General features: G+C 62.2%; 21 protein-coding genes and 1 pseudogene. 11 read left to right on the top strand and 11 right to left on the bottom strand.

What is annotated here, in order from left to right:
• Window positions 1-8: 8 nt before the first annotated feature.
• Together msrQ and msrP are read right to left on the bottom strand one after the other, a co-directional pair.
• Window positions 9-668 (bottom strand): protein-methionine-sulfoxide reductase heme-binding subunit MsrQ, encoded by a 660-nt coding sequence (gene msrQ, locus ATY77_RS14205; RefSeq protein ID WP_088687870.1) that lies wholly within the window; start codon window positions 666-668, stop codon window positions 9-11.
• Window positions 668-1,615 (bottom strand): protein-methionine-sulfoxide reductase catalytic subunit MsrP, encoded by a 948-nt coding sequence (msrP, locus tag ATY77_RS14200; RefSeq protein ID WP_088687869.1) that lies wholly within the window; start codon window positions 1,613-1,615, stop codon window positions 668-670. Before msrP ends, msrQ begins: the two co-directional genes overlap by 1 nt.
• Before the next feature lie 335 nt (window positions 1,616-1,950).
• Between msrP and ilvD the strand changes: the two genes are divergently transcribed.
• The gene (gene ilvD / locus ATY77_RS14195; RefSeq protein ID WP_088687868.1) at window positions 1,951-3,789 is read left to right on the top strand and encodes a dihydroxy-acid dehydratase; all 1,839 of its coding nucleotides are present in this window, start codon (window positions 1,951-1,953) and stop codon (window positions 3,787-3,789) included.
• A gap of 51 nt (window positions 3,790-3,840) precedes the next feature.
• On the opposite strand, the gene ATY77_RS14190 is transcribed toward ilvD, so the two are convergent.
• Together ATY77_RS14190 and ATY77_RS14185 are read right to left on the bottom strand one after the other, a co-directional pair.
• A complete protein-coding gene (locus ATY77_RS14190) occupies window positions 3,841-4,194 on the bottom strand; it encodes a lysozyme inhibitor LprI family protein (protein WP_088687867.1) in 354 nt (117 codons plus the stop codon).
• Between the two features lie 23 nt (window positions 4,195-4,217).
• Window positions 4,218-4,598: a DUF1232 domain-containing protein gene (locus ATY77_RS14185; protein WP_088687866.1), complete on the bottom strand. Its 381-nt coding sequence runs from the start codon at window positions 4,596-4,598 to the stop codon at window positions 4,218-4,220.
• A 258-nt stretch (window positions 4,599-4,856) separates the two neighbouring features.
• Here ATY77_RS14185 and ATY77_RS14180 point away from each other — a divergent pair, with 258 nt between their 5' ends.
• Together ATY77_RS14180 and ATY77_RS14175 are read left to right on the top strand one after the other, a co-directional pair.
• Window positions 4,857-6,260, top strand: coding sequence for a DegQ family serine endoprotease (locus tag ATY77_RS14180; protein WP_088687865.1), 1,404 nt, complete (start codon window positions 4,857-4,859; stop codon window positions 6,258-6,260).
• Window positions 6,257-7,573 carry a replication-associated recombination protein A gene (locus ATY77_RS14175; protein ID WP_088677338.1) on the top strand — a complete coding sequence of 439 codons (1,317 nt, stop codon included), beginning with the start codon at window positions 6,257-6,259 and terminating at the stop codon, window positions 7,571-7,573. The genes ATY77_RS14180 and ATY77_RS14175 overlap by 4 nt, the downstream gene beginning before the upstream one ends.
• Before the next feature lie 31 nt (window positions 7,574-7,604).
• Here the strand turns inward: ATY77_RS14175 and ATY77_RS14170 are convergent, their stop codons facing one another.
• The 3 genes from ATY77_RS14170 to ATY77_RS32855 form a co-directional block, all read right to left on the bottom strand.
• Entirely contained in the window at window positions 7,605-8,279 is a 675-nt protein-coding gene (locus ATY77_RS14170) for a VIT1/CCC1 transporter family protein (protein WP_088687864.1), read from the bottom strand.
• A 272-nt stretch (window positions 8,280-8,551) separates the two neighbouring features.
• Window positions 8,552-8,863, bottom strand: coding sequence for a DUF1883 domain-containing protein (locus tag ATY77_RS14165; protein ID WP_088677340.1), 312 nt, complete (start codon window positions 8,861-8,863; stop codon window positions 8,552-8,554).
• A 125-nt stretch (window positions 8,864-8,988) separates the two neighbouring features.
• Window positions 8,989-9,147, bottom strand: coding sequence for a hypothetical protein (locus ATY77_RS32855; protein WP_190237633.1), 159 nt, complete (start codon window positions 9,145-9,147; stop codon window positions 8,989-8,991).
• A gap of 183 nt (window positions 9,148-9,330) precedes the next feature.
• Here ATY77_RS32855 and ATY77_RS14160 point away from each other — a divergent pair, with 183 nt between their 5' ends.
• Window positions 9,331-10,278 (top strand): alpha/beta fold hydrolase, encoded by a 948-nt coding sequence (locus ATY77_RS14160; RefSeq protein WP_088687863.1) that lies wholly within the window; start codon window positions 9,331-9,333, stop codon window positions 10,276-10,278.
• A 91-nt stretch (window positions 10,279-10,369) separates the two neighbouring features.
• On the opposite strand, the gene ATY77_RS14155 is transcribed toward ATY77_RS14160, so the two are convergent.
• On the bottom strand, window positions 10,370-11,221 hold the full coding sequence (locus ATY77_RS14155) for an oxidoreductase (RefSeq protein WP_088677342.1): 852 nt from the start codon (window positions 11,219-11,221) through the stop codon (window positions 10,370-10,372).
• 111 nt (window positions 11,222-11,332) lie between these two features.
• Between ATY77_RS14155 and ATY77_RS14150 the strand changes: the two are divergent.
• Window positions 11,333-12,230 (top strand): annotated as a pseudogene (locus tag ATY77_RS14150) (LysR family transcriptional regulator).
• A 13-nt stretch (window positions 12,231-12,243) separates the two neighbouring features.
• Here ATY77_RS14150 and ATY77_RS14145 read toward each other — a convergent pair.
• Window positions 12,244-12,807 carry a nucleoside 2-deoxyribosyltransferase gene (locus ATY77_RS14145; RefSeq protein WP_088677377.1) on the bottom strand — a complete coding sequence of 188 codons (564 nt, stop codon included), beginning with the start codon at window positions 12,805-12,807 and terminating at the stop codon, window positions 12,244-12,246.
• 304 nt (window positions 12,808-13,111) lie between these two features.
• On the opposite strand from ATY77_RS14145, the gene ATY77_RS14140 reads away from it, so the two are divergent.
• Window positions 13,112-14,086: an alpha/beta hydrolase gene (locus ATY77_RS14140; protein WP_245314351.1), complete on the top strand. Its 975-nt coding sequence runs from the start codon at window positions 13,112-13,114 to the stop codon at window positions 14,084-14,086.
• 33 nt (window positions 14,087-14,119) lie between these two features.
• Here ATY77_RS14140 and ATY77_RS14135 read toward each other — a convergent pair whose 3' ends face one another.
• Together ATY77_RS14135 and ATY77_RS14130 are read right to left on the bottom strand one after the other, a co-directional pair.
• Window positions 14,120-14,743: a carboxymuconolactone decarboxylase family protein gene (locus ATY77_RS14135; RefSeq protein ID WP_088677345.1), complete on the bottom strand. Its 624-nt coding sequence runs from the start codon at window positions 14,741-14,743 to the stop codon at window positions 14,120-14,122.
• 51 nt (window positions 14,744-14,794) lie between these two features.
• Window positions 14,795-15,220 (bottom strand): NUDIX domain-containing protein, encoded by a 426-nt coding sequence (locus tag ATY77_RS14130; protein ID WP_088687861.1) that lies wholly within the window; start codon window positions 15,218-15,220, stop codon window positions 14,795-14,797.
• Between the two features lie 252 nt (window positions 15,221-15,472).
• Between ATY77_RS14130 and ATY77_RS14125 the strand changes: the two genes are divergently transcribed.
• The 5 genes from ATY77_RS14125 to ATY77_RS14105 all read left to right on the top strand — a co-directional run.
• A complete protein-coding gene (locus ATY77_RS14125; protein WP_088687860.1) occupies window positions 15,473-16,522 on the top strand; it encodes a LacI family DNA-binding transcriptional regulator in 1,050 nt (349 codons plus the stop codon).
• 29 nt (window positions 16,523-16,551) lie between these two features.
• Window positions 16,552-18,165, top strand: coding sequence for an acyl CoA:acetate/3-ketoacid CoA transferase (locus ATY77_RS14120; RefSeq protein ID WP_088687859.1), 1,614 nt, complete (start codon window positions 16,552-16,554; stop codon window positions 18,163-18,165).
• Entirely contained in the window at window positions 18,158-18,937 is a 780-nt protein-coding gene (locus ATY77_RS14115; protein ID WP_088687858.1) for an enoyl-CoA hydratase/isomerase family protein, read from the top strand. Before ATY77_RS14120 ends, ATY77_RS14115 begins: the two co-directional genes overlap by 8 nt.
• Window positions 18,937-20,457 (top strand): aldehyde dehydrogenase family protein, encoded by a 1,521-nt coding sequence (locus ATY77_RS14110; protein ID WP_088687857.1) that lies wholly within the window; start codon window positions 18,937-18,939, stop codon window positions 20,455-20,457. Before ATY77_RS14115 ends, ATY77_RS14110 begins: the two co-directional genes overlap by 1 nt.
• Before the next feature lie 89 nt (window positions 20,458-20,546).
• Window positions 20,547-21,219: ABC transporter substrate-binding protein (locus ATY77_RS14105; RefSeq protein ID WP_141103934.1), on the top strand; the 673-nt coding region annotated here is incomplete at its 3' end.

The following is a 21,219-nucleotide window of genomic DNA, read 5'->3' as shown; positions in this document are numbered from 1 at the left end:
ACGGATCGTCACGAAGCTGATGATCCCACCGGCCGGCCGCGCGGCCGTCCTTGACCTTTCTTCCGGCTGCGCGCGATCGGCCGCCAGGAGCGGTAGAGGATGAGAGCGATGATCAGCCCGATATAGATATATTGCTCGAAATCGAGGATCTTGGTCGAAAGCGCGAAGTGCAGCGCCGCGCAGACGGCGATGATGTAGACCAGGCGGTGCAGCCAGGTCCAGTTCTTGCCGAGGCGGCGGACCGAGAAATTGTTGGAGGTTGCCGCAAGCGGGGCAAGCAGCGCAAGTCCGGCCATGCCGAACATGATGAAGGGACGCTTCAGCACATCGTTGATGACCGCTTGGATATCCATCGCCTGGTCGAGCACCATGTAGACGGTGAAGTGCATCAGCGCATAGTAGAAGGTCAACAGGCCGAGCGCGCGCCGATAGCGCAGATAATTCCAGCCGAAAAGCTCGCGGGCGGGGGACACGGCAAGCGTCAAAATCAGGAAGCGGATCGTCCAGATTCCGAGGAAGAGCTCGAAGGTCTTGACCGGATCGGCGCCGAGCTGATCGGTCGCGCCGAGATAGAAGGTCCAGGCGGCGGGCACGAGGCCTACGGCATAAAGCAGCCAGACGGAGGCGGCTTGCCAGCGCTTCGGGATGGCGAGCGACAGTTCCGCCATCAGAAATTCGCCTTCAGATCCATGCCGGCATAAAGGCTCGCCACCTCGTCGGCATAGCCGTTGAAGGGCAGGGTGGGATGGCGGCTGGCTCCGAAGAAGCCGCTTTCGCCGATGCGCCGTTCGGTGGCCTGGCTCCAGCGTGGATGGTCGACGGCTGGATTGACGTTGGCGTAGAAGCCGTATTCCTGCGGATTGGTCACCTGCCAGGTGTTCTTCGGCTGCTGGTCGGTGAGGGTGATCCTGACGATCGACTTGATACCCTTGAAGCCGTATTTCCAGGGCACGACGAGGCGGATCGGCGCGCCGTTCTGGTTCGGCAGCATTTCGCCATAGAGCCCGACGGCAAGCAGCGTCAGCGGATGGCGCGCCTCGTCGAGGCGCAGGCCTTCGACATAGGGCCAGTCGAGCGACTGGAAGAGACCCTTCTGCCCCGGCATTTCCTCCGGCCGCACCACCGTTTCGAAGGCGACGTATTTGGCGCTGCCGAGTGGCTCCACCTTGTCGAGCAGCGATGCCAGCGGAAAGCCGTCCCAGGGGATGACCATCGACCAGGCCTCGACGCAGCGCATCCGATAGGTGCGCTCCTCGATCGGGAATTCCTTCATCAGCGCCTTGATGTCGAAGGTGCCCGGCTTGTTGACCATGCCGTCGACCTTGACCGTCCAGGGCAACGGCTTGAAATCGCCGGAGAGAGCGGCGGGGTCGCCTTTGTCGAGGCCGAACTCATAGAAGTTGTTGTAGGTCGTCACATCCTTGAGCGGCGTCGTCTTCTCGTCGACCTTGTATTTGCTCTGCACGGCGGAAAGCGCGGCCGCGCTCGCTTTTCCCGCGCCGTAAAGCGCCATGGCGCCAAGCGCTGCAGCGCCCAGGAATTCGCGGCGGCGCACATAGACCTGGCGCGGCGTGATTTCCGATGAAGCGATTTTTGGTGGGCGATAGGTCGGCATGTCAAAACCTCCTGGGCGGCTTTCCGAATATAGTCCTTAAACGAACCGCCCGCATGTTCGGATCAATCTCTATGCCTTGAATATGATCGACGGGAAGCCAATTTTTTGTGTTCGCCTGTGATGGAATAGGCTGTAACAAAACGTCCCGCCGAACCGTATATGATCGATGCGCGTCGTATTGCTTCATCCGGCGGCGTACCGGATTTGGCCTTCCCGGTAGTGACAGCCTCCGTCGATTGGATTAGGACAATTCCAAACAGCAGCGATTGCCTGGCCCGCAAGCTCCACAGCCGCCCGCTTCGCCTGATATTTCCGATACGTCGAGGAAGATACCGATGCCAGCTTACCGTTCCAGAACCACGACCCACGGCCGCAACATGGCGGGCGCGCGCGGCCTTTGGCGCGCCACGGGCATGAAGGATTCGGATTTCGGCAAGCCGATCATCGCGGTGGTGAATTCCTTTACCCAGTTCGTGCCCGGCCACGTGCACCTGAAGGACCTCGGCCAGCTCGTCGCCCGCGAGATCGAGGCGGCCGGCGGTGTCGCCAAGGAGTTCAACACGATCGCCGTCGACGACGGCATCGCCATGGGCCATGACGGCATGCTTTATTCCCTGCCCTCGCGCGAGCTCATCGCCGACAGCGTCGAATATATGGTCAATGCCCATTGCGCCGACGCCATGGTCTGCATCTCCAATTGCGACAAGATCACCCCCGGCATGCTGATGGCGTCGCTGCGCCTCAATATCCCGACCGTCTTCGTCTCGGGCGGCCCGATGGAAGCCGGCAAGGTTGTCCTGCACGGCAAGACTCATGCGCTCGATCTCGTCGATGCCATGGTTGCGGCCGCCGACGACAAGATCTCCGATGAAGACGTCAAGGTCATCGAGCGTTCCGCCTGTCCGACCTGCGGTTCGTGCTCCGGCATGTTCACCGCAAACTCAATGAACTGCCTGACGGAGGCGCTCGGCCTGTCGCTGCCCGGCAACGGCTCGACGCTCGCAACCCACGCAGACCGCAAGCGCCTCTTCGTCGAGGCCGGCCACCTGATCGTCGATCTCGCCCGCCGCTATTACGAGCAGGACGACGTCAAGGCGCTGCCGCGCACCATCGCCTCCAAGCAGGCCTTCGAGAACGCCATGGCGCTCGATATCGCCATGGGCGGTTCGACCAATACGGTTCTGCACATCCTTGCCGCCGCCCATGAGGGCGAGGTCGATTTCACCATGACCGATATCGACGCGCTGTCGCGCCGCGTGCCGTGCCTGTCGAAGGTAGCACCCGCCAAGAGCGACGTGCATATGGAAGACGTCCACCGCGCCGGCGGCATCATGTCGATCCTCGGCGAACTCGAAAAGGGCGGCCTGCTGAACCGCGATTGCCCGACCGTGCATGCCGAGACGCTGGGCGATGCGATCGACCGCTGGGACATCACCCGCACCAGTAGCGACACCGTCCGCAATTTCTATCGCGCCGCACCCGGCGGCATCCCCACCCAGGTCGCCTTCAGCCAGGAGGCCCGCTGGGACGAGCTCGATACGGACCGGCAGAACGGCGTCATCCGCTCGGTCGAACATCCCTTCTCCAAGGATGGCGGCCTTGCCGTGCTCAAGGGCAACCTTGCGATCGACGGCTGCATCGTCAAAACCGCCGGCGTCGATGAATCGATCTTGAAATTCTCAGGCCCCGCCCGTGTCTTTGAAAGCCAGGACGCCTCCGTCAAGGCGATCCTCGCCAACGAGATCAAGGCCGGCGACGTCGTCGTCATCCGCTACGAGGGCCCGAAGGGCGGCCCCGGCATGCAGGAAATGCTCTATCCGACGAGCTATCTGAAGTCGAAGGGCCTCGGCAAGGCGTGCGCACTGATCACCGACGGCCGCTTCTCCGGCGGCACCTCCGGCCTCTCGATCGGCCATGTCTCGCCGGAAGCGGCGAATGGCGGCACGATCGGCCTCGTGCGCGAAGGCGACATGATCGACATCGACATCCCGAACCGCACGATCAGCCTGCGCGTTGGAGAAGCTGAGCTCGCCGCCCGCCGTACCGAGCAGGACGGCAAGGGCTGGCAGCCGACTGAAGTGCGCAAGCGCAACGTCACCACCGCGCTGAAGGCCTATGCCGCCTTCGCAACGAGCGCTGACCGCGGCGCCGTGCGCGATCTGAACGCCCGCTGAGGCGTCTTGACCTGCTGATTAAAAGTCAGTTGCTTTGGCGACCGGCCGCTTTCAAAGCGGCCGGTTGATGTTTTTATAGGTCTCGCCGAGCTGCTTCATCCGCTCGTCATAGGCAGCCTTGATACAGGCCGAATCTGCCCCGCATTCCTGCCGCTTCTTCAGCCAGGCCGTCTGTTCGTCTTGCAATGTTCCGCGCGAGCCCATGGCCATCAACCCGGAGAGCAGCTCGAAGGTGGTGACCATCCGGACATCCGCATCGTTGAGTGCCCGGTTGTCGCAGATTGCTTTTTCGTCCGGCTTCAATTCTTTCGCATCGCAATCGAAGCTTGCCGCCTTGGCCGCCTCCGATCCAAGGATAAGGATCGTAAGGCCAAGGGCCATCGTCATCGCTTTTTTCGTCATCATTCCTCTGTTCCTGTTGCCGCCCGTCAGGCCAGCTTGCGTAATGCCAGAGCCAAGAAGATGATGCAGGCGAGCCAGACGGCAAGGATGAAGATCAATCCGGCCCGGCCGGAGGGGCGCTCGATGCGCCTTGCGGCTTCCGCGCGAAGCTCGCTCATGACTGGGGCCGGAACGAGCCGGATCGCCAGCAAAATGCCGAGCGGAACGATGACGAGATCGTCGAGATAGCCGAGCACAGGAATGAAATCGGGGATGAGATCGACGGGTGAAAGCGCATAGGCCGCAACCGCGCCAGCCACCGCTTTGGCATACCACGGCACGCGGGCGTCACGCGCGGCCAGCCACAGCGCCACGATGTCACGCTTCAGTGACTTCGACCAGATTTTGGCTTTTGATATCAGTTGCATGGCCGCTCTTCCTGAATCGAATTGGCAAAGGCTTCAAGCAAAATCTCTTGGGCTCCGATTGCCTCATTCTTCCATGCTTCCGCCCTCTTTCCTTTCTAGCGTCGGGCCGCAGAACAGGATGATTTTAGGCCGGTTGGCCTAAAATCTGAATCCTGTTCGCAATTAAATAGTTAGAGCATGATGTCGTCCGAAAACCGCTCACACTTTTCGGCATCATGCTCTACAACGTTGCTCAAGAGAATTCAAAAAGGGATACCCATGCAAGGCCTGTTCAAGCACGCCTCCGTCTCGCTGCTCGCTCTGACGCTGCTTCTGCCGGCTGCCGCTCACGCGCAGACCACGAAAACCGTGCCGGAGAGCCAGATGCAAATGCAGCTCTCCTTCGCGCCGCTGGTCAAGCAGACCTCGGGCGCCGTGGTCAATGTCTATGCGGAAAAGATCATCAAGCGCCAATCGCCCTTCGCGGGTGATCCCTTCTTCGAGCAGTTTTTCGGCCAACAGATGCCGAACCGGTCCGAGAAGCAATCCTCGCTCGGCTCCGGCGTCATCGTCGAGGCGAACGGCACCGTCGTGACCAACAATCACGTCGTCGAAGGCGCCGACGATATCAAGGTGGCGCTGTCGGATGGCCGCGAGTTCCCCTGCAAGGTGGTGCTGCGCGATGACCGCGTCGATCTCGCCGTGCTGAAGATCGATACCAAGGAGAACTTCCCGACCCTGCCGATCGGCAACTCCGATACGGTGGAAGTCGGGGACCTCGTGCTGGCGATCGGCAACCCCTTCGGCGTCGGTCAGACGGTGACGAGCGGCATCGTCTCGGCTCTTGCCCGCAATCAGGTGGTTAGGAACGAGTTCGGCTTCTTTATCCAAACCGACGCCTCGATCAATCCCGGCAATTCCGGCGGCGCGCTGATGAACATGAAGGGCGAGCTGATCGGCATCAACACGGCGATCTTCTCGCGCGGCGGCGGCTCGAACGGTATCGGCTTTGCCATTCCCGCCAATCTCGTCAAGGTTTTCCTTGCTTCCGCCGATGCCGGCGTCAAATCCTTCGAGCGGCCCTATGTCGGCGCAAGCTTCGATGCTGTGACGTCCGAGGTCGCCGAGGCTCTCGGGCTCGACAGGGTCCGTGGCGCGCTTGTCGTCAAGGTCACCGATGGCGGGCCGGCGGCGAAGGCCGGGCTGAAAGCCGGCCAGATCGTCACATCGGTCAACGGCATCCCGGTCGAGCATCCCGACGCGTTGCTGTACCGCCTGACGACGGCCGGCCTCGGCAAGTCGGTCAACCTCACCGTCATCGAGAATGGCCGCGAGGAACAGTTGTCGCTGGCGCTCGCCCGTGCGCCGGAAACCTCGCCGCGCGACCAGCGCACCATCGGCGGACATACCCCCTTTACCGGCGCGGTCGTCGAAAACCTCTCGCCGCGCGTTGCCGACGAACTGCGCATGCCGTCGGAATCGGCCGGCGTCGTCGTCTCGGATATCAAGGAGGATTCGCCGGCCGCCCGTCTCGGTTTCGAGCCCAAGGATATCATCGTCTCGATCAACGGCACCGAGGTGAAGTCGACCAGCGAGCTGGCCGAGATCGCCAACAGCGACCCCGGGCTGTGGCGGGTGGAGATCGAGCGCGACGGTCAGCGCATCCGGCAGTTCTTCCGATGAGCAATGATCTCTTCGCGCCGCGCATTCCGGAGGAGGTTGCCGCCAGGCGGCCGCTTGCCGACCGGCTGCGGCCGAAGACGCTCGCCGATGTTACCGGTCAGGAACATCTGACCGGTGAAGACGGCGTCCTGAAGAGAATGATCGAAAGCGGCTCGCTCGGTTCGATGATCTTCTGGGGCCCGCCCGGCACCGGCAAGACGACGGTGGCGCGGCTGCTGTCGGGCGAGGCGGGGCTGGCATTCGAGCAGATATCGGCGATCTTTTCAGGTGTCGCCGACCTGAAGAAGGTGTTCGAAACCGCCCGCCTGCGCCGCATGGACGGCCGTCAGACGCTGCTCTTCGTCGACGAGATCCATCGTTTCAACCGGGCCCAGCAGGACAGTTTCCTGCCCGTCATGGAGGATGGCACCGTTATCCTTGTCGGCGCCACCACCGAAAATCCGTCTTTCGAGCTCAACGCCGCTCTGCTGTCGCGCGCCCGCGTTCTCACCTTCAAGTCGCATGACGAGGAGAGCCTCGAGGAGTTGCTGAAGCGTGCCGAGACGATCGAGCAGAAGCCGCTGCCGTTGACGGAAGAGGCACGCGCCAGCCTGATCCGCATGGCCGACGGCGACGGCCGCGCCGTGCTGACGCTCGCCGAGGAAGTCTGGCGCGCGGCCCGCGAAGGCGAGAGCTTCGACACCGAAGGCCTGACGCGCATCGTCCAGCGCCGCGCTCCGGTCTATGACAAAGCGCAGGACGGTCACTACAATCTGATCTCGGCGCTGCATAAATCCGTGCGCGGCTCGGACCCCGACGCGGCCCTCTACTATCTCGCCCGTATGTTCGATGCCGGCGAGGATCCGCTCTATCTCGGCCGGCGGCTGGTGCGCATGGCGGTGGAAGATATCGGCCTTGCCGATCCGCAGGCGCTTGTCATCTGCAATGCCGCCAAGGATGCTTATGAGTATCTCGGCTCGCCGGAAGGCGAACTCGCGCTGGCCCAGGCCTGCGTCTATCTCGCCACCGCGCCGAAATCGAATGCCGTCTACACAGCCTTCAAGGCCGCAAGCCAGGCCGCGAAGCAGAACGGCTCGCTGCTGCCCCCGAAGCATATCCTGAATGCACCGACGAAACTGATGAAGGGCGAGGGCTACGGCGAAGGTTATCGCTACGACCATGACGAGCCGGACGCCTTTTCCGGCCAGGATTATTTTCCGGAGAAGATGGGCCGCCAGACCTTCTACGATCCGCCGGAGCGCGGCTTCGAGCGCGACATCCGCAAGCGGCTGGAATGGTGGGCGAAGCTTCGCAAGGAGCGCAATCCGCGCTGACATGGCCAAGTCTGCTCGGCGGGTGACCGGCTCAGCCGCCAAGAGCGATCGCTATCGCAACCAGAAGCAATCCGAGACACGTCATCGTCATGCCGGCGTAAAAGGGTCTGCCTCCCGAAAAGCTCGCCCACGCATAACCGGTCACAAACAGCAGCATGATGAGAAACAGGTTGCTGGTTCTCAGGGCAAGGTCGGCATTGTCGATCAGAAGAAAAGGGACAACTGCCGGGATGGAGGTCGCCGAAACCAGGAGGAAGACGGCGATTCCGGTAAGCAGATCGCCTTTTGCGAGGGACACCTTCACAGGGTCTGCCCGGCCTGCGAGCGTCAGCAGCGATCGATAGAGCGCGTCCGTATCGGCCGCCTCGGCGGCGAAGGGTGCTTTTTCAATCGGGAATTCACGCGCAAGCACGGTGAGCGCCGCAGATTCGCTTCTGGCGGCTTTGATTTGCCGAAAAAGCCGCAGCCGCCTGCTCTTGTAAAACGTCGTACCCAGGATGAACAAGACGGCGTCAATGATCCCCCAGGCCACATTGCATCCGATTGTGGCGACGACCAGCTCCCGGACATCTAATCCTTCTTCTTCAAAAACAAGCCGCGAACCAACCGTCAGAGTCAGGGCCATAATCAAGCCGAAAAGGACTTCGCCGAGCGCATCGCCGGGATCGATGATGGTGGTGATACGGCCAGTCGGGTTCGAAGTCATGGACTACTCCCCACGTGATGAAGATCCGCAGCGCCGCGGGTCTGACGCGCAAAGACGCTGTGATGCTCTGATTATTCGGCAGCCTTCGGCTCCCAATTACTTTCGCAGCATGAAAGGGCGTGCCGGCTGACGGCCCGAAGAATTGTGATCGACGCAGCGGTCTCATTCATTGATCGCGATCAACGATCAGGATAATTGGATGCGTCGTGATCGCGGGTTTTCGATGAAGCGCGTTCTGCGGGCTCGTCTGGAAACGCGCGGTGCTGCGAATCTCAGGAAGGGCGCGGCATTTTCTGATTGACGGGCGCGGCGATCACCTTGACGGCGGATTCCGCGAGACCGTGATGGCCTTCCATATCGACGACGACATGCCAGTGGCCGCTTTCCGGGACGGCAAGCTTAACCGGGGATTTGCGCGCCACGCCGCCGATATATTTGAAATCGAGAACCTCGGTGAAGCGCTGGAAATTCGGCGCCGTCATCAGTCGAACATTGTTCACCGCATTCAGCGACACCTCGACGATCGTCCCGGCGCGTTGTTCCTTGAGATCGTAATGGGTGAAGCGGAAATTCGGTTTCGGCATCGGTCTCGCGGTATCTGAAATCTCTACAACGAGATTTTACCAGCATGCCGGTTAACGAAAAGTTGGAGATCGGCCATTCCGCCAGTCCGCGTTTTCCGCCGTGCCGAAACCAGGCGTGGAATGGCTCAAAGCGCGGCGTAAACGATGTAAAGTTCGACGCAGGCAAGCAGGATGCTGAAGACGATCAGCGCCCGGGCGGTGCGCTTCTCGCGCATCTGCCGGCTGCCGCGCGTGACCTTGTGCGGGCGCAGAGGGTGGAAGGCGGAAGACACGATGTTGCGCATGGCATTTGACCTTTGCAATGACAGCGAGAGTCTACCGCCGGCTGCCGTAGGAAATCCATTCGGGGCGAGGGGCGAAAATATAGGAATGTCATAAAGGCGGGTGCCAGAAATTTCGATGCAGAGTGTCGGAAAACGACGACCGCCGCCGTCCTTGCGGTATCGACGCACAGATGGAGCAAGGACATGTCGAAGATGACGCTGATTTCGATGATCGCAACGGCCGCTGCCTTCTTGGCCGCGCCGGATATCTCGGCCGCAGGCGGCGCTGCGCCAGTTGTCGAGGAAGACAAGGCCATTGCGCCGATCGTCAGGAAAGGAAGGGTGCCGGTCAACGGCATCGATTATTATTACGAGATCCGCGGCGAGGGCGAGCCGCTGCTGCTGCTTCACGGCGGCCTCGGACAGATCGAGATGTTCGCGCCCGTCATGCCGATCTTCACGGATCACCGTCAGGTGATCGCCGTCGATCTGCAGGGCCATGGCCGCACGCCGCTCGGCAATCGGCCGATCGAGCTTCCTGATATCGGTGCCGATCTCGCGGTCCTGGTGAAGCAGCTCGGCTATGACAAGCTTGACGTCTTCGGCTATTCCTTCGGCGGCGGTGTGGCCCTTCACATGGCGGCGAGCGCACCGGACCAGGTGCGCCGGCTGGTGATCCTCTCGGCGCCCTATGCGCAGGACGGTTTCTTCCCGGAGATGCTGCCGCAGCAGGCGGCCGTTGGCGCCGGCATGGCCGAGATGATGAAGGACACGCCGATGTTCCTCTCCTACAAGGCGGTGGCGCCCGACGTGTCCGAATTTCCGAAGCTGCTCGACGCTATGGGGGCGCTGATGCGCAAACCCATCGATTACAGCGATGCTGTCGCGAAGCTCACCATGCCTGTGATGCTGATGTACGGCGATGCCGACATGATCCGCCCCGAGCATATGATCGACTTCTATCACAAGCTCGGCGGCGGCCTCCGCGATGCCGGCTGGATGCGGGAAAACATGTCGAAGAACCGTCTGGCGATCCTGCCCGATCTCACCCATTACGAGTCCTTCGCCTCGCCCCTGATGGCAACCGTGGCGATGACCTTTCTCGATGGCGGCGGCAAGGCGCCGAACTGGGCCGAGCAGGTCGGAAAATAAGCGAGACGGCCGGCCGTCTGTCCCGCCGTCATGACAGCACCGCCGCCACACCTCCGAGACCGGGAGTGTTGCGGCGGCACTCATGCTCTCTTCAGGCTGCGCTTGTTGCGTCGCCGGGAAAATCCGTCGAGAGCGCGAGCTGGCGCCAAACGGCAAGTTCCTTTTCGACGCTCGCATGCTGCGCCTCGATCATCGCCACCGTATCGCTGCCGAACGGCATGCGCAGCGGCGGGTTGGCCGAGGCGACCATCGCCATGATGCCGGCGGCGAGCCTGGCCGGGTCGCCGGGCTGCGCGTGGTTGGCGTCGGCGGCAAAGTTGCGCATGTTGCCGGCCGGCGTGCCTTCGTAATCGGCAATGGAGGCCGGGCTGATCGCCAGCGAGGTGTCGGCGAGGAAATCCGTGCGGAAGAAACCGGGCTCGACGATCGTCACCGTGATGCCGAAAGGCTCGAGTTCGGCAGCCATCGATTCCGACAGGCCTTCGACGGCGAATTTCGTCGAGCCGTAGACGCCCCAGCCGGGATAGCCGAAGTAGCCGCCGACCGAGGAAAAATTGAGGATGTGGCCGGAGCGCTGGCGGCGCATATAGGGCAGCACGGCGCGTGTCACCTTCAGGAGACCGAAGACGTTCGTGGCATAAAGTTTTTCGATCTCCTCGGCCGAAGCTTCCTCGACTGCGCCGAGCAGGCCGTAGCCGGCATTGTTGGCGAGGATGTCGATTCGGCCGAAGCGGGCGATGCCGGCGGCCGCAGCCTCCTTCGCTTGAGCCTCGTTGGTGACGTCGAGGGCGACGGCGACCAGGTTCGGATGATCGCCGAATTGCTCGGTAATGGTCTTCGGGTTGCGGGCGGTGGCGATGACGGCATCGCCTGATGCAAGGGCTTCCTTGGTTACCAGTGCGCCGAAGCCGCGGGATGCACCGGTGATGAACCAGACTTTCATGACGAATTCCTTCCGAGCTGTTTGTTTGGCGTCGCATCTCTGTGCTGACGGGGTGAATTTGACCGAAAATCCGCTGATGTATAAGATTCGTTATTCTCGAAACTATAATGAGTGAAATTCAGCAATGACGCCACAGACCTGTCCGAACTCGCAGCCTTCGCGGCTGTCGCGCGGCATAAGAGTTTTCGAAAGGCAGGTGAGGAGCGGGGCGTCACCGCCTCTGCCGTCAGCCATGCCGTTCTCAATCTGGAAGACCGGATCGGCATCCGCCTGCTCAACCGCACGACGCGCAGCGTTTCGCTGACGGAGGCCGGCGAACTCCTGATCTCCCATCTCGATCCGGCCTTCGGCGAGATGGCGGCTGCGCTCGATGCGCTGAACCGCTATCGCGACACGCCCTTCGGCAAGGTGAGGATCAACGTGCCGACTTCGATCGGCCCTTTCGTCATCGGCCATGTCATCGGTCCGCTGCTCAAAAGGAACCCCTCTGCAGCTGGAAATCAACGCGACCGACAGGCTGGTCGATATCGTCGAGGAAGGCTTCGATGCCGGCATCCGTTTCGGCGAACGCATCACGGAGGGCATGATCGCGCTGCGCATTAAGCCGCGCATTCGCCTGGTGGTCGTCGGCTCGCCAGCCTATTTCGAAACCCGCCCGAAGCCGGAAACGCCGCACGACCTCAAGCGGCATCTCTGCATCCAGAACATGTTTCCATCAGGCGCCCGTTATGCCTGGGAATTCGAGAAGGATGGCCAGACGGTGAGCTTTCAGCCGACCGGGCCGCTATCGCTCGACGATCACGAGCTAATGCTGCAGGCAGCGCTTGGTGGCGTCGGCCTTGCCTATATCTGGGAGCCGCGCGCGGAGAAGGCGATTGCCCGCGGCGAACTGATCCAGGTGCTGGACGACTGGTGCCAGCTGGAGGAACCACTCTATCTCTACTATCCGAGCCGCCGCCACATGTCGGCGGGCTTCCGCGCAGTTATCGACGCGATGAGAGCGGAGTAAAGAAGCGCAAATCCTATCCGCGCAGGCCGGCGATCGTCCGAAGCGCTTCAAAATAGACCGCGAGGTCGCGGGCAGGATCTGATGGGAGCTTGGCCGCACGAAACACCTTGCCTCCGGTCGCCTCGATCCCTCCGTCGATCATCAGGTTATCGGCCATGCCGTGATTTTCGATCGCGATGCCGTCCGGTCCGCGCGGCCGCCCGCTCGTCTCATCGATCTCACGCCCCGCATACCAGATCGAACGAACACGCAGACCATAATCGTCGGGGTGATTGGTATAGGCGAACACCGCCTTTCCCAGCGCAATCATGAAGCCGATCTCGTAGACCGTGCCTGGATCGGCGCTGACGCCTCGAAAGGGCGTGATGTTGGCCAGGCAGATATCGGCCCGGCGCATGGCGTCGTCATTGCGCCCGTAGATCTCTGCGGCCGTCCGCTTTATCGGCGTCTGGTTTTCGTCGCTGCCGGGGCCGGTCGGCTCGAAGCCGAACTGGCGCGCCAGGCGGCGTTTTTCGGCCATGATGGGCATGGCATCCGGAAGAAAGACTTCCGGCCCAGCAAGATAAATGGTGGTCATGATATCCTTCATTCACAGGCGAGACGACGCGCCGGGCGGTGCCGGGCACAAAACCCATTTCCGACGGAAACACGGCAGATGGCAAGCCGTGCCGGCGGGCGTGGTTCAATTTTTCGGGAAACCGCCGCGATGCGCGCGCAACGAAAAAGGTTGAGGCTTGCGCCTGTCTGCCTTTTGACTCCTGTCAGCGAACCGGCCAAAGATGCGCCATGGCCAGCATCGTCGGGAGAAGTTGATGAACGGTCGGAATTTGCCACCTGCGGATCGAAAAAAACCGAAGCGATGGGGATGTTTGCTTCCCGCCCTGGCCGCACTGATGCTGCTATCATCGGAAGCGGTCGGGCAGGACATGGAGCCGCAAAGCCAGGCCTCACGCGAGCAGGTCGAAAAACTCGTGGGCCTGTGGAAGGAGCATTTTGCCGGCGCCGACAGCCTGCAGGAGAGGCGAACGGCTTTCAGGACGCTGATGGAGACGACGCCGGGACCGACGCGCATTCAGCTTCGGCAGGTCGATGCCGACGGCGTCGATGCCGAGCTGATGTGGCCCGCCCGTCTTCATCACCCGATCGGCGAAAGGGCGATTCTCTATATCCATGGCGGCGGTTTCTCCAGCGGCTCCATGCGCACGCACAGCCTGCTTGCCGGCTCGCTCGCCAAGGCTGCATCCAGCGATGTGCTGCTCATCGACTATCGGCTGATGCCCGAATATGGCTATCCCGCGCAGATCAACGACGCGCTGACGGCCTATCGCTGGCTTCTCGACAACGGCTATGACAACGGAAACGTCATCGTCGCGGGAGACGGCGCCGGCGGCAATATCGCGATCGAGATGGTGTTGCGGCAGATGAAGGCGGCAAAGCCGTTGCCGGCGGCTGTTGTGGCGCTGAGCCCGATCACCGATCTTGCCGCAACGGGCGACTCGGTGGCATCGAATGCCGAAAGCGATCCGCTGGTCGACAAGGCCTGGCTTGAAATCTCACGCAAGGCCTATCTCGGCAACCGGTCGCCGACCGATCCCCAGATATCGCCGCTCTATGCCGACATGAAGGGCTTTCCGCCGCTCTTGCTGCAGGTCGGCTCCGGCGAAGTCCTGCTCGATGACACGCTGCGCCTCGCCGACAAGGCGCGTCAGGCGGGCGTGGATGTCACCACCGAGGTCTGGCCGGGCATGCCGCATCAGTGGCAGCTGTTTCCCTCGCTGCTCGACGATGCCGATCGGGCAAACCAGAATATCGCAGATTTTGCGATCCGGCATTTTCAGGACAAGCCGAAGGAATAGCCCCGAGAGACCAAGCGCCTGGCGGGCATCGCATCATTGCGATGTGCTGCGGGACGGCGAAGGCGACAGGGGCTGCTCGACCTGCCGCCCGACACTCAGCGCCTTTCGCACATTCGGCTCCAGCCGCTCGATATAGGCGTGATCAGGGGCGGCGCCCAGCGCATCCAGCACTTTCGAGAAGAAACAGCGCGCCGCTGCCGCCGCCGTGACGTCGAAAATATCGGCGTCGCTCAGCCCGTGTTTCTTCAGCCCGTCAATATCCTGCTGCGTGATCGACGTCGCATCACGCGCCACCTTGGCGGCAAAGGCCATGATCGCCCGTTCGCTGGCGTCGATCGGCGCCTTCTCCGTCTCGTTGACGACGGCCGTCAGCCCGTCGCTGGTGAAGCCTTCGCGCAGCAGCACTGAGCCGTGCGCCAGCATGCAATAAGAGGATTTCAACTCCTTGGCCGCCGCCAGCGTCACCAGTTCGTAGCGCCTGAGGCTCATATGGCTGCGAATGCTCGAAAGCAGCGCTCCCCAATTCTCCATCACCTCAGGCCGATGACCGAAAGCGCGGTACATATTGGGCAGATAACCGTAGTTCGCTTCCGCCGAGGCGTACATCGACGTCGTCTTCTCGCTGGCGGATGCATTGGGGGTATGAATGAAAGCCATGGCGAAACCCTCCCTTGATCCGTTGGGAGAATAGAGCGCAGCCGGTCGACATCAATCTGTCTCAGCCATCGCAGCCTTGCGCTGCCGGTAGAAGGGTAGGATATGGTGCTCGGTCAGCGGCGCCATCAGAATGTCGCCGGGCTCCATCGGCGAGATCCAGCGGATCTCCTCAATCTCCGCCGTTGCGCTGACCTCGCCGTCGCCGACATGCAGCAGGAAGACATCGGCAACGACGATATGATCCAGCTCGTTGGCGGCCGGCGCCTCGAACCGGCCGAGAAACTCAAGCGCTGCCGTCGTCGCAACAAGCCCGACCTCCTCGCAAAGCTCTCTTGTCAGCGCCTCTTCGGCCGTCTCCCCCGGCTCGATCTTGCCGCCGGGCTGCATGAAGGCGAGGGTGCCGCGCTTGCGCACCAGAAGCGCAAGGCCATCGTCGCGCAGGACGAGAGCAGCGGATATGCGGATTGTTTTGGTCATAAGCCGATCTGAACGGATTCGCGCAAAGACTCCAGTCAGAAATTTGCAGACCTTTCCGAGCGTCCAGCATGCCGAAAATTCTTTCCGGCAATTTGGAAAAATTAAATCGTTCCAATAGCTATATCCTGATCTCAACGAAATGATGGCGAATAAAAACTTGGAAAATGCCGGGTTTAATTTCGATTTCACTTGACAGAATTGGAACGTTCCAAATAAATAGGCGCCAGTCGACGATGGCGTCGGGAGGAAGAAGTGACAAAGCCGCGGGTGACCGTCATCGACATTGCGAAGGCTGCCGGCGTCTCCAAGTCGACGGTGTCGCTGGTGCTTCAGGGCTCCTCTCTGGTCAATGAAGGGACGCGCTCCAAGGTCAATGCCGTGATGCGGGAGCTTGGCTACGTCTACAATCGCGGCGCGGCGAACCTCCGGCAGGCCGGCGCGAAATCGAGGATCATCGGCGTCGTCGTGAATGATCTGACGAACAGCTTCTTTGCCGAGCTCGCGGTTGGCGTCGATATGGTCGTCCAGTCGGCCGGTTTTGTGCAGTTCCTGTCGAACACCAGCGAGAGCATCGATAGGCAGCGGGAGGTTGTCGCATCGATGCGTGAGCACGGCATTTCGGGTCTCATCGTCTCTCCGGCGCGGGCCACCGATGCCGCGGACTTCAAGCCGCTCGTCGCGGCAGGTATTCCCGTCGTGGTCGTCGTCCGAAACCTGCCCGGCGCAAAAGTCTCGTCCATCGTCTCCGACAACAGGGCCGGCATGATGGCCGCCGTCGAACATCTGGTGGGGCTTGGTCACAGCAGAATCGCTTTTCTCGGCGGCTTTCCCGACACCGCCGTCTTCGACGATCGCCTGACGGGTTACCGCAGCGGGATCGAGGCGGCAGGGCTCGGCTACGACGAGGAGCTTGTCATCTCGTCCGCGCCGTCGCGAGCAGGTGGTGTTGAGGCGATCGGAAAAGCGATCGCTCTCGGCGACCGGCCTACGGCAGCCGTCTGCTTCAACGATGCTGTCGCCTTCGGTGTCTGCGACGGCTTGCGCGCGCGCCGTCTGGAGCCCGGGGCCGACTTCGCCGTCGTCGGTTTCGACGACGTCATCGAGGCGCAGGCGGCGGTTCCCGCGCTGACGACGGTCTCGGTCGATCCGCAGGGCATCGGGCGGCGCGGCGCACAGATGCTGCTGAAGCAGATCAATGCGGGTAAGGCCGAGGCCGAGACCGTAACCACAGCCGTTCGGCTGGTCGTTCGCGAGAGCTGCGGAGCCGGCAAAGCCGCACCGGCGAGAGCCGGCAGAGCGTGAAAATTCAAACGGGATTCTGAGTGACGCACATGAAGAAGCATCTCACACCAGCCGAAGCGGCCGCGCTGATCCCCGATGGCGCTGTTGTCACGGTGTCGTCCTCGAGCGGTCTCGGCTGCCCCGATCTGATGCTGAAGGCGATCGGCGAGCGTTTCGATGCGACCGGCCATCCCGCGGGCATCACCACGCTCCACCCGATCGCAGCAGGCGATATGAGCGGCATCAAGGGCGTCGACTACATCGCCAGGAAAGGCCTGCTCAAGCGCATCATCGGCGGCTCCTATCCTTCAGGCCCGTCTTCGGCCGAGCCGCCGCTGATCTGGCAGATGATCACCAACAACGAGATCCCGGCCTACAACATTCCCTCCGGCATCCTGTTCGACATCCATCGCGAAGCCGCCGCCAAGCGCCCGGGCGTCATGACCAAGGTCGGCATCGATACCTTCGTCGATCCCCGGCGGCAGGGCTGCGCGATGAACGCTCTCGCGTCGGACGATCCGGTGGTCAAGCGCGTGAACTTCGAGGGCGACGACTGGCTGTTCTTCCCGTCGATCGTTCCCCAGGTCGCCATCATCCGCGCCACCACGGCCGACGAACGCGGCAATCTCACCTATGAGCATGAAGGCGCCTATCTGGGCGGTCTCGACCAGGCGCTCGCCGCCCGCAACAATGGCGGCATCGTCATCGCGCAGGTCAAGCGGATCACCAAGGAAGGTTCGCTGAAGCCGCATGACGTCCGGGTGCCGGGAATGCTGGTCGACTATGTCATCGTCGATCCGGATCAGAAGCAGACGACCCAAACGAGCTACGATCCCGCGATCTCAGGAGAGATATTCCGCCCGCTCAACAGCTTCAGCGTTCCGGAGTTCAACGTCCAGAAGGTTATCGCGCGCCGTGTGGCGCAGGAACTTCAGACGGGAAGCTGCGTCAATCTCGGCTTCGGCATCTCGGCCAACGTGCCGCGCATCCTGCTGGAGGAGGGGCTGCACGGCGCCGTCACCTGGGTCATCGAGCAGGGCGCGGTCGGCGGCGTGCCGCTCCTCGACTTCGCCTTCGGCTGCGCCTCCAACGCCGATGCCTATATGCCGTCTCCCTATCAGTTCACCTATTTCCAGGGCGCAGGCTTCGACGCATCGCTGCTCTCCTTCCTGGAGATCGGCAGGGACGGCTCGGTCAACGTCTCCAAGCTCTCGTTCCGGCCGCATGTGACGGCGGGCGCCGGCGGCTTCGTCGACATCACGGCGCGCGCCAGGAAGATCGTCTTCTCCGGCATGTTCAACGCCGGGGCGAAGCTTTCGATCGCCGACGGGGCTCTCGTCATCGAAAAGGAGGGCAAGCTGAAGAAGCTGGTGGACGAGGTCGAACACGTCACCTTCAGCGGCAAGCGCGCGATCGAGCAGGGGCAGGACATCACCTATGTCACCGAGCGGTGCGTGATGAAATTGACGCGGGACGGCATCGTCCTCACTGAGATCGCTCCCGGCGTCGATCTTCAGAACCAAATCCTCGATCAGTGCGAATTCCCGCTGATCGTCGCGTCCGATCTGAAGGTCATGGACGCGACGCTCTTCGGGGAGGCGAATATCGGCCTGTCGCTTACGACAAAGAGTGCGCGGACACTGGAGGGCACCTTTCATGGCTAGCGGGACGGTCAGGATCGATATTGACGGACACGTCGCCACGCTGACGATCTCCCGTCCGGAGAAGCTGAATGCGCTCGATCTGGACATGCTGAAAGCGTTGGCAGATGCGGCCGACACGGTCGAGGCGAATCCGGCTATTCGCGCTGCCGTTCTCACCGGCGAGGGTAAAGGCTTTTCCGCCGGAGGCGACATCAAGGCCTGGGGCGGAATGCTGCCGCAGGAGTTCGGCCATGCCTGGGTTCGGCACGGCCACCGCATCTTCGAAAGATTGGCGACTCTCAGGATGCCGCTCGTCGCGGCGTTGAATGGCCACGCTCTCGGAGGCGGGCTCGAACTGGCGGGCGTTGCCGACATTCGTCTCGCAGAGGAGCACATCAAAATCGGCCTGCCGGAGACCGGCCTTGGAATGGTCCCGGGCTGGTCCGGCACACAGCGTCTCGTTCGGCGGTTCGGCGCGCAGGTGGTCCGGCGCATGGCGCTCGGCGGCGAGATATTCACCGCCGAGGAAGCGCGCCTGCTTGGCATCGTCGATGCGGTCGTGCCGACTGGAAACTCGGTCGCTGCCGCCCAGGAATATGCCGCGCGGATTGCCGTAAGGGGACCGGCTGCCGTCGAGATCGCCAAATTGATGATCGCATCGGCGAATGGCGAAGACAATGGAACCGCGGTCGAAGCCCTCGGCTCGATCCTCGCCGCGAAGACCGGCGATCTGAAGGAGGGCGTCGCGTCGTTCAGCGAGAAGCGCCCGGCAACGTTCAAGGGAGAATGGTAATGACGGTCCTCGTCAACCCGACGGCGCTCAGCGACCACAAGGCGCGCGATTTCAACATGCTCATCGACGGTAAATGGGAGGCTGGCGCCTCCGATCCGATCGAACGTGTCGCGCCGAGCCATGGCATCGTCGTCAGCCGGTTCCCGACTGGCAGCAGGAGCGATGCCGAGCGCGCGATTGCCGCCGCTCGCAAGGCATTCGACCTCGGACCGTGGCCGCGCATGACCGCTTCCGAACGCTCCGCCATCCTGTTGAAGGCCGCCGATCTGATCGCGGCGCGCGCCGAAGAGCTGGCATTTCTCGATGCGATCGAGGCGGGAAAGCCGATCACGCAGGTCCGGGGCGAAATCGCTGGCTCCGTCGATATATGGCGCTATGCGGCCGCCCTTGCCCGTGACCTTCACGGCGAAAGCTACAACACGCTTGGCGACGGCACGCTCGGCGTTGTCCTGCGCGAGGCGATCGGCGTGGTGTCGATCATCACACCCTGGAATTTCCCCTTCCTGATCGTCGGTCAGAAGCTGCCCTTTGCGCTTGCCGCCGGCTGCACCACCGTCGTCAAGCCCTCGGAGCTGACATCGGGCTCGACCCTCGTTCTGGGCGAAATCCTGCAGCAAGCGGGCGTTCCGGATGGTGTCGTCAATATTGTCACCGGTACGGGACCTGAAGTCGGCGCGGTCATGACGTCCCATCCAGACGTCGACATGGTCTCCTTCACCGGCTCGACCGGTGTCGGTAAGCTGACAATGTCGAATGCAGCGCAGACGCTGAAGAAGGTCTCGCTGGAGCTCGGCGGCAAGAACCCGCAGATCGTTTTCCCGGATGCCGATCTCGATGCCTTCGTCGATGCCGCCGTCTTCGGCGCCTATTTCAATGCCGGCGAGTGCTGCAATGCCGGCTCGCGCTTGATCCTGCACAAGTCGATCGCTTCCGAGGTCGTCAGGCGCGTTGCCGAGCTGTCGAAGGGAGTGCGGGTCGGCGATCCCCTCGATCCCTCGACGCAGGTCGGCGCGATCATCACGCCGCAGCATCTGGAGAAGATCTCGGGATATGTCGCCGGTGCGAGGGGCAGTGGCGCGCGCGTCGCCCATGGCGGCGAGACGCTCGACCTCGGCATGGGGCAATTCATGTCGCCGACGATCCTCGAAGCCGTCACGCCCGATATGGCGGTGGCGCGCGAGGAAGTCTTTGGACCGGTCCTGTCGGTCCTGACATTCGAGACGACTGCCGAAGCGGTCAGGATCGCCAATTCCATCGACTACGGTCTGTCAGCCGGTGTCTGGAGCCGCGATTTTGACACCTGCCTGACGATCGGCCGCTCGGTGCGGGCGGGCACGGTCTGGATGAACACCTTCATGAACGGCGCCTCGGAGCTTCCTTTCGGCGGTTACAAGCAGAGCGGCCTCGGCCGCGAACTCGGCCGCCATGCGGTCGAGGACTACACGGAGACCAAGACGCTGAACATGCATATCGGCAAGCGCACCAGCTGGTGGATGCCGCAGACGGAAAAGCTGGCTTAGCCGGCAATGAAACTGCGCCTGAGGAGGGCGGGTGATCGGGTGCGGAAATGGGTTCCGCATCTTTCAAGAAGGAACTGGGAGGTTCTTCGATGAATAGGTTTTTGACCACGACTGCTGTGATCGCATTGGCTCTGGCCGGCGCGCATATCTCCGCCCGCGCCGCCGACGTCAAGGAAGTGCAGATGCTGCACTGGTGGACGTCTGGCGGCGAGGCAGCGGCTTTGAACGTCCTGAAGGAGGATCTGTCGAAGGAGGGCTTTGCCTGGAAGGATGTTCCGGTTGCCGGCGGCGGCGGTGATGCGGCGATGACGGCGCTGAAGGCGATGGTGGCGGCCGGCACCTATCCGACGGCCTCGCAGATGCTGGGTTATACCGTGCTCGATTATGCTGAGGCCGGCGTCATGGGCGATCTGACCGAGACGGCTAAGAAGGAAGGCTGGGACAAGTCGGTGCCGGCCGCACTGCAGAAGTTCTCGGTCTATGACGGCAAGTGGGTCGCAGCCCCGGTCAACGTCCACTCGGTCAACTGGCTGTGGATCAACAAGGCGGTCATGGACAAGATCGGCGGCACCGAGCCGAAGACCTTCGACGACCTGATCGCGCTGCTCGACAAGGCGAAAGCTGCCGGTGTCATCCCCTTGGCGCTCGGCGGCCAGAACTGGCAGGAAGCGACGATGTTCGATTCCATCGTGCTGTCGACCGGCGGGCCTGAGTTCTACAAGAAGGCCTTCAACGATCTCGACGAGGAATCGCTGAAGTCGG

The sequence above is a fragment of the Rhizobium sp. R634 genome, from assembly GCF_002211305.1.
Lineage (GTDB): Bacteria > Pseudomonadota > Alphaproteobacteria > Rhizobiales > Rhizobiaceae > Rhizobium.
This window is presented reverse-complemented; position numbering and strand designations above follow the sequence as displayed.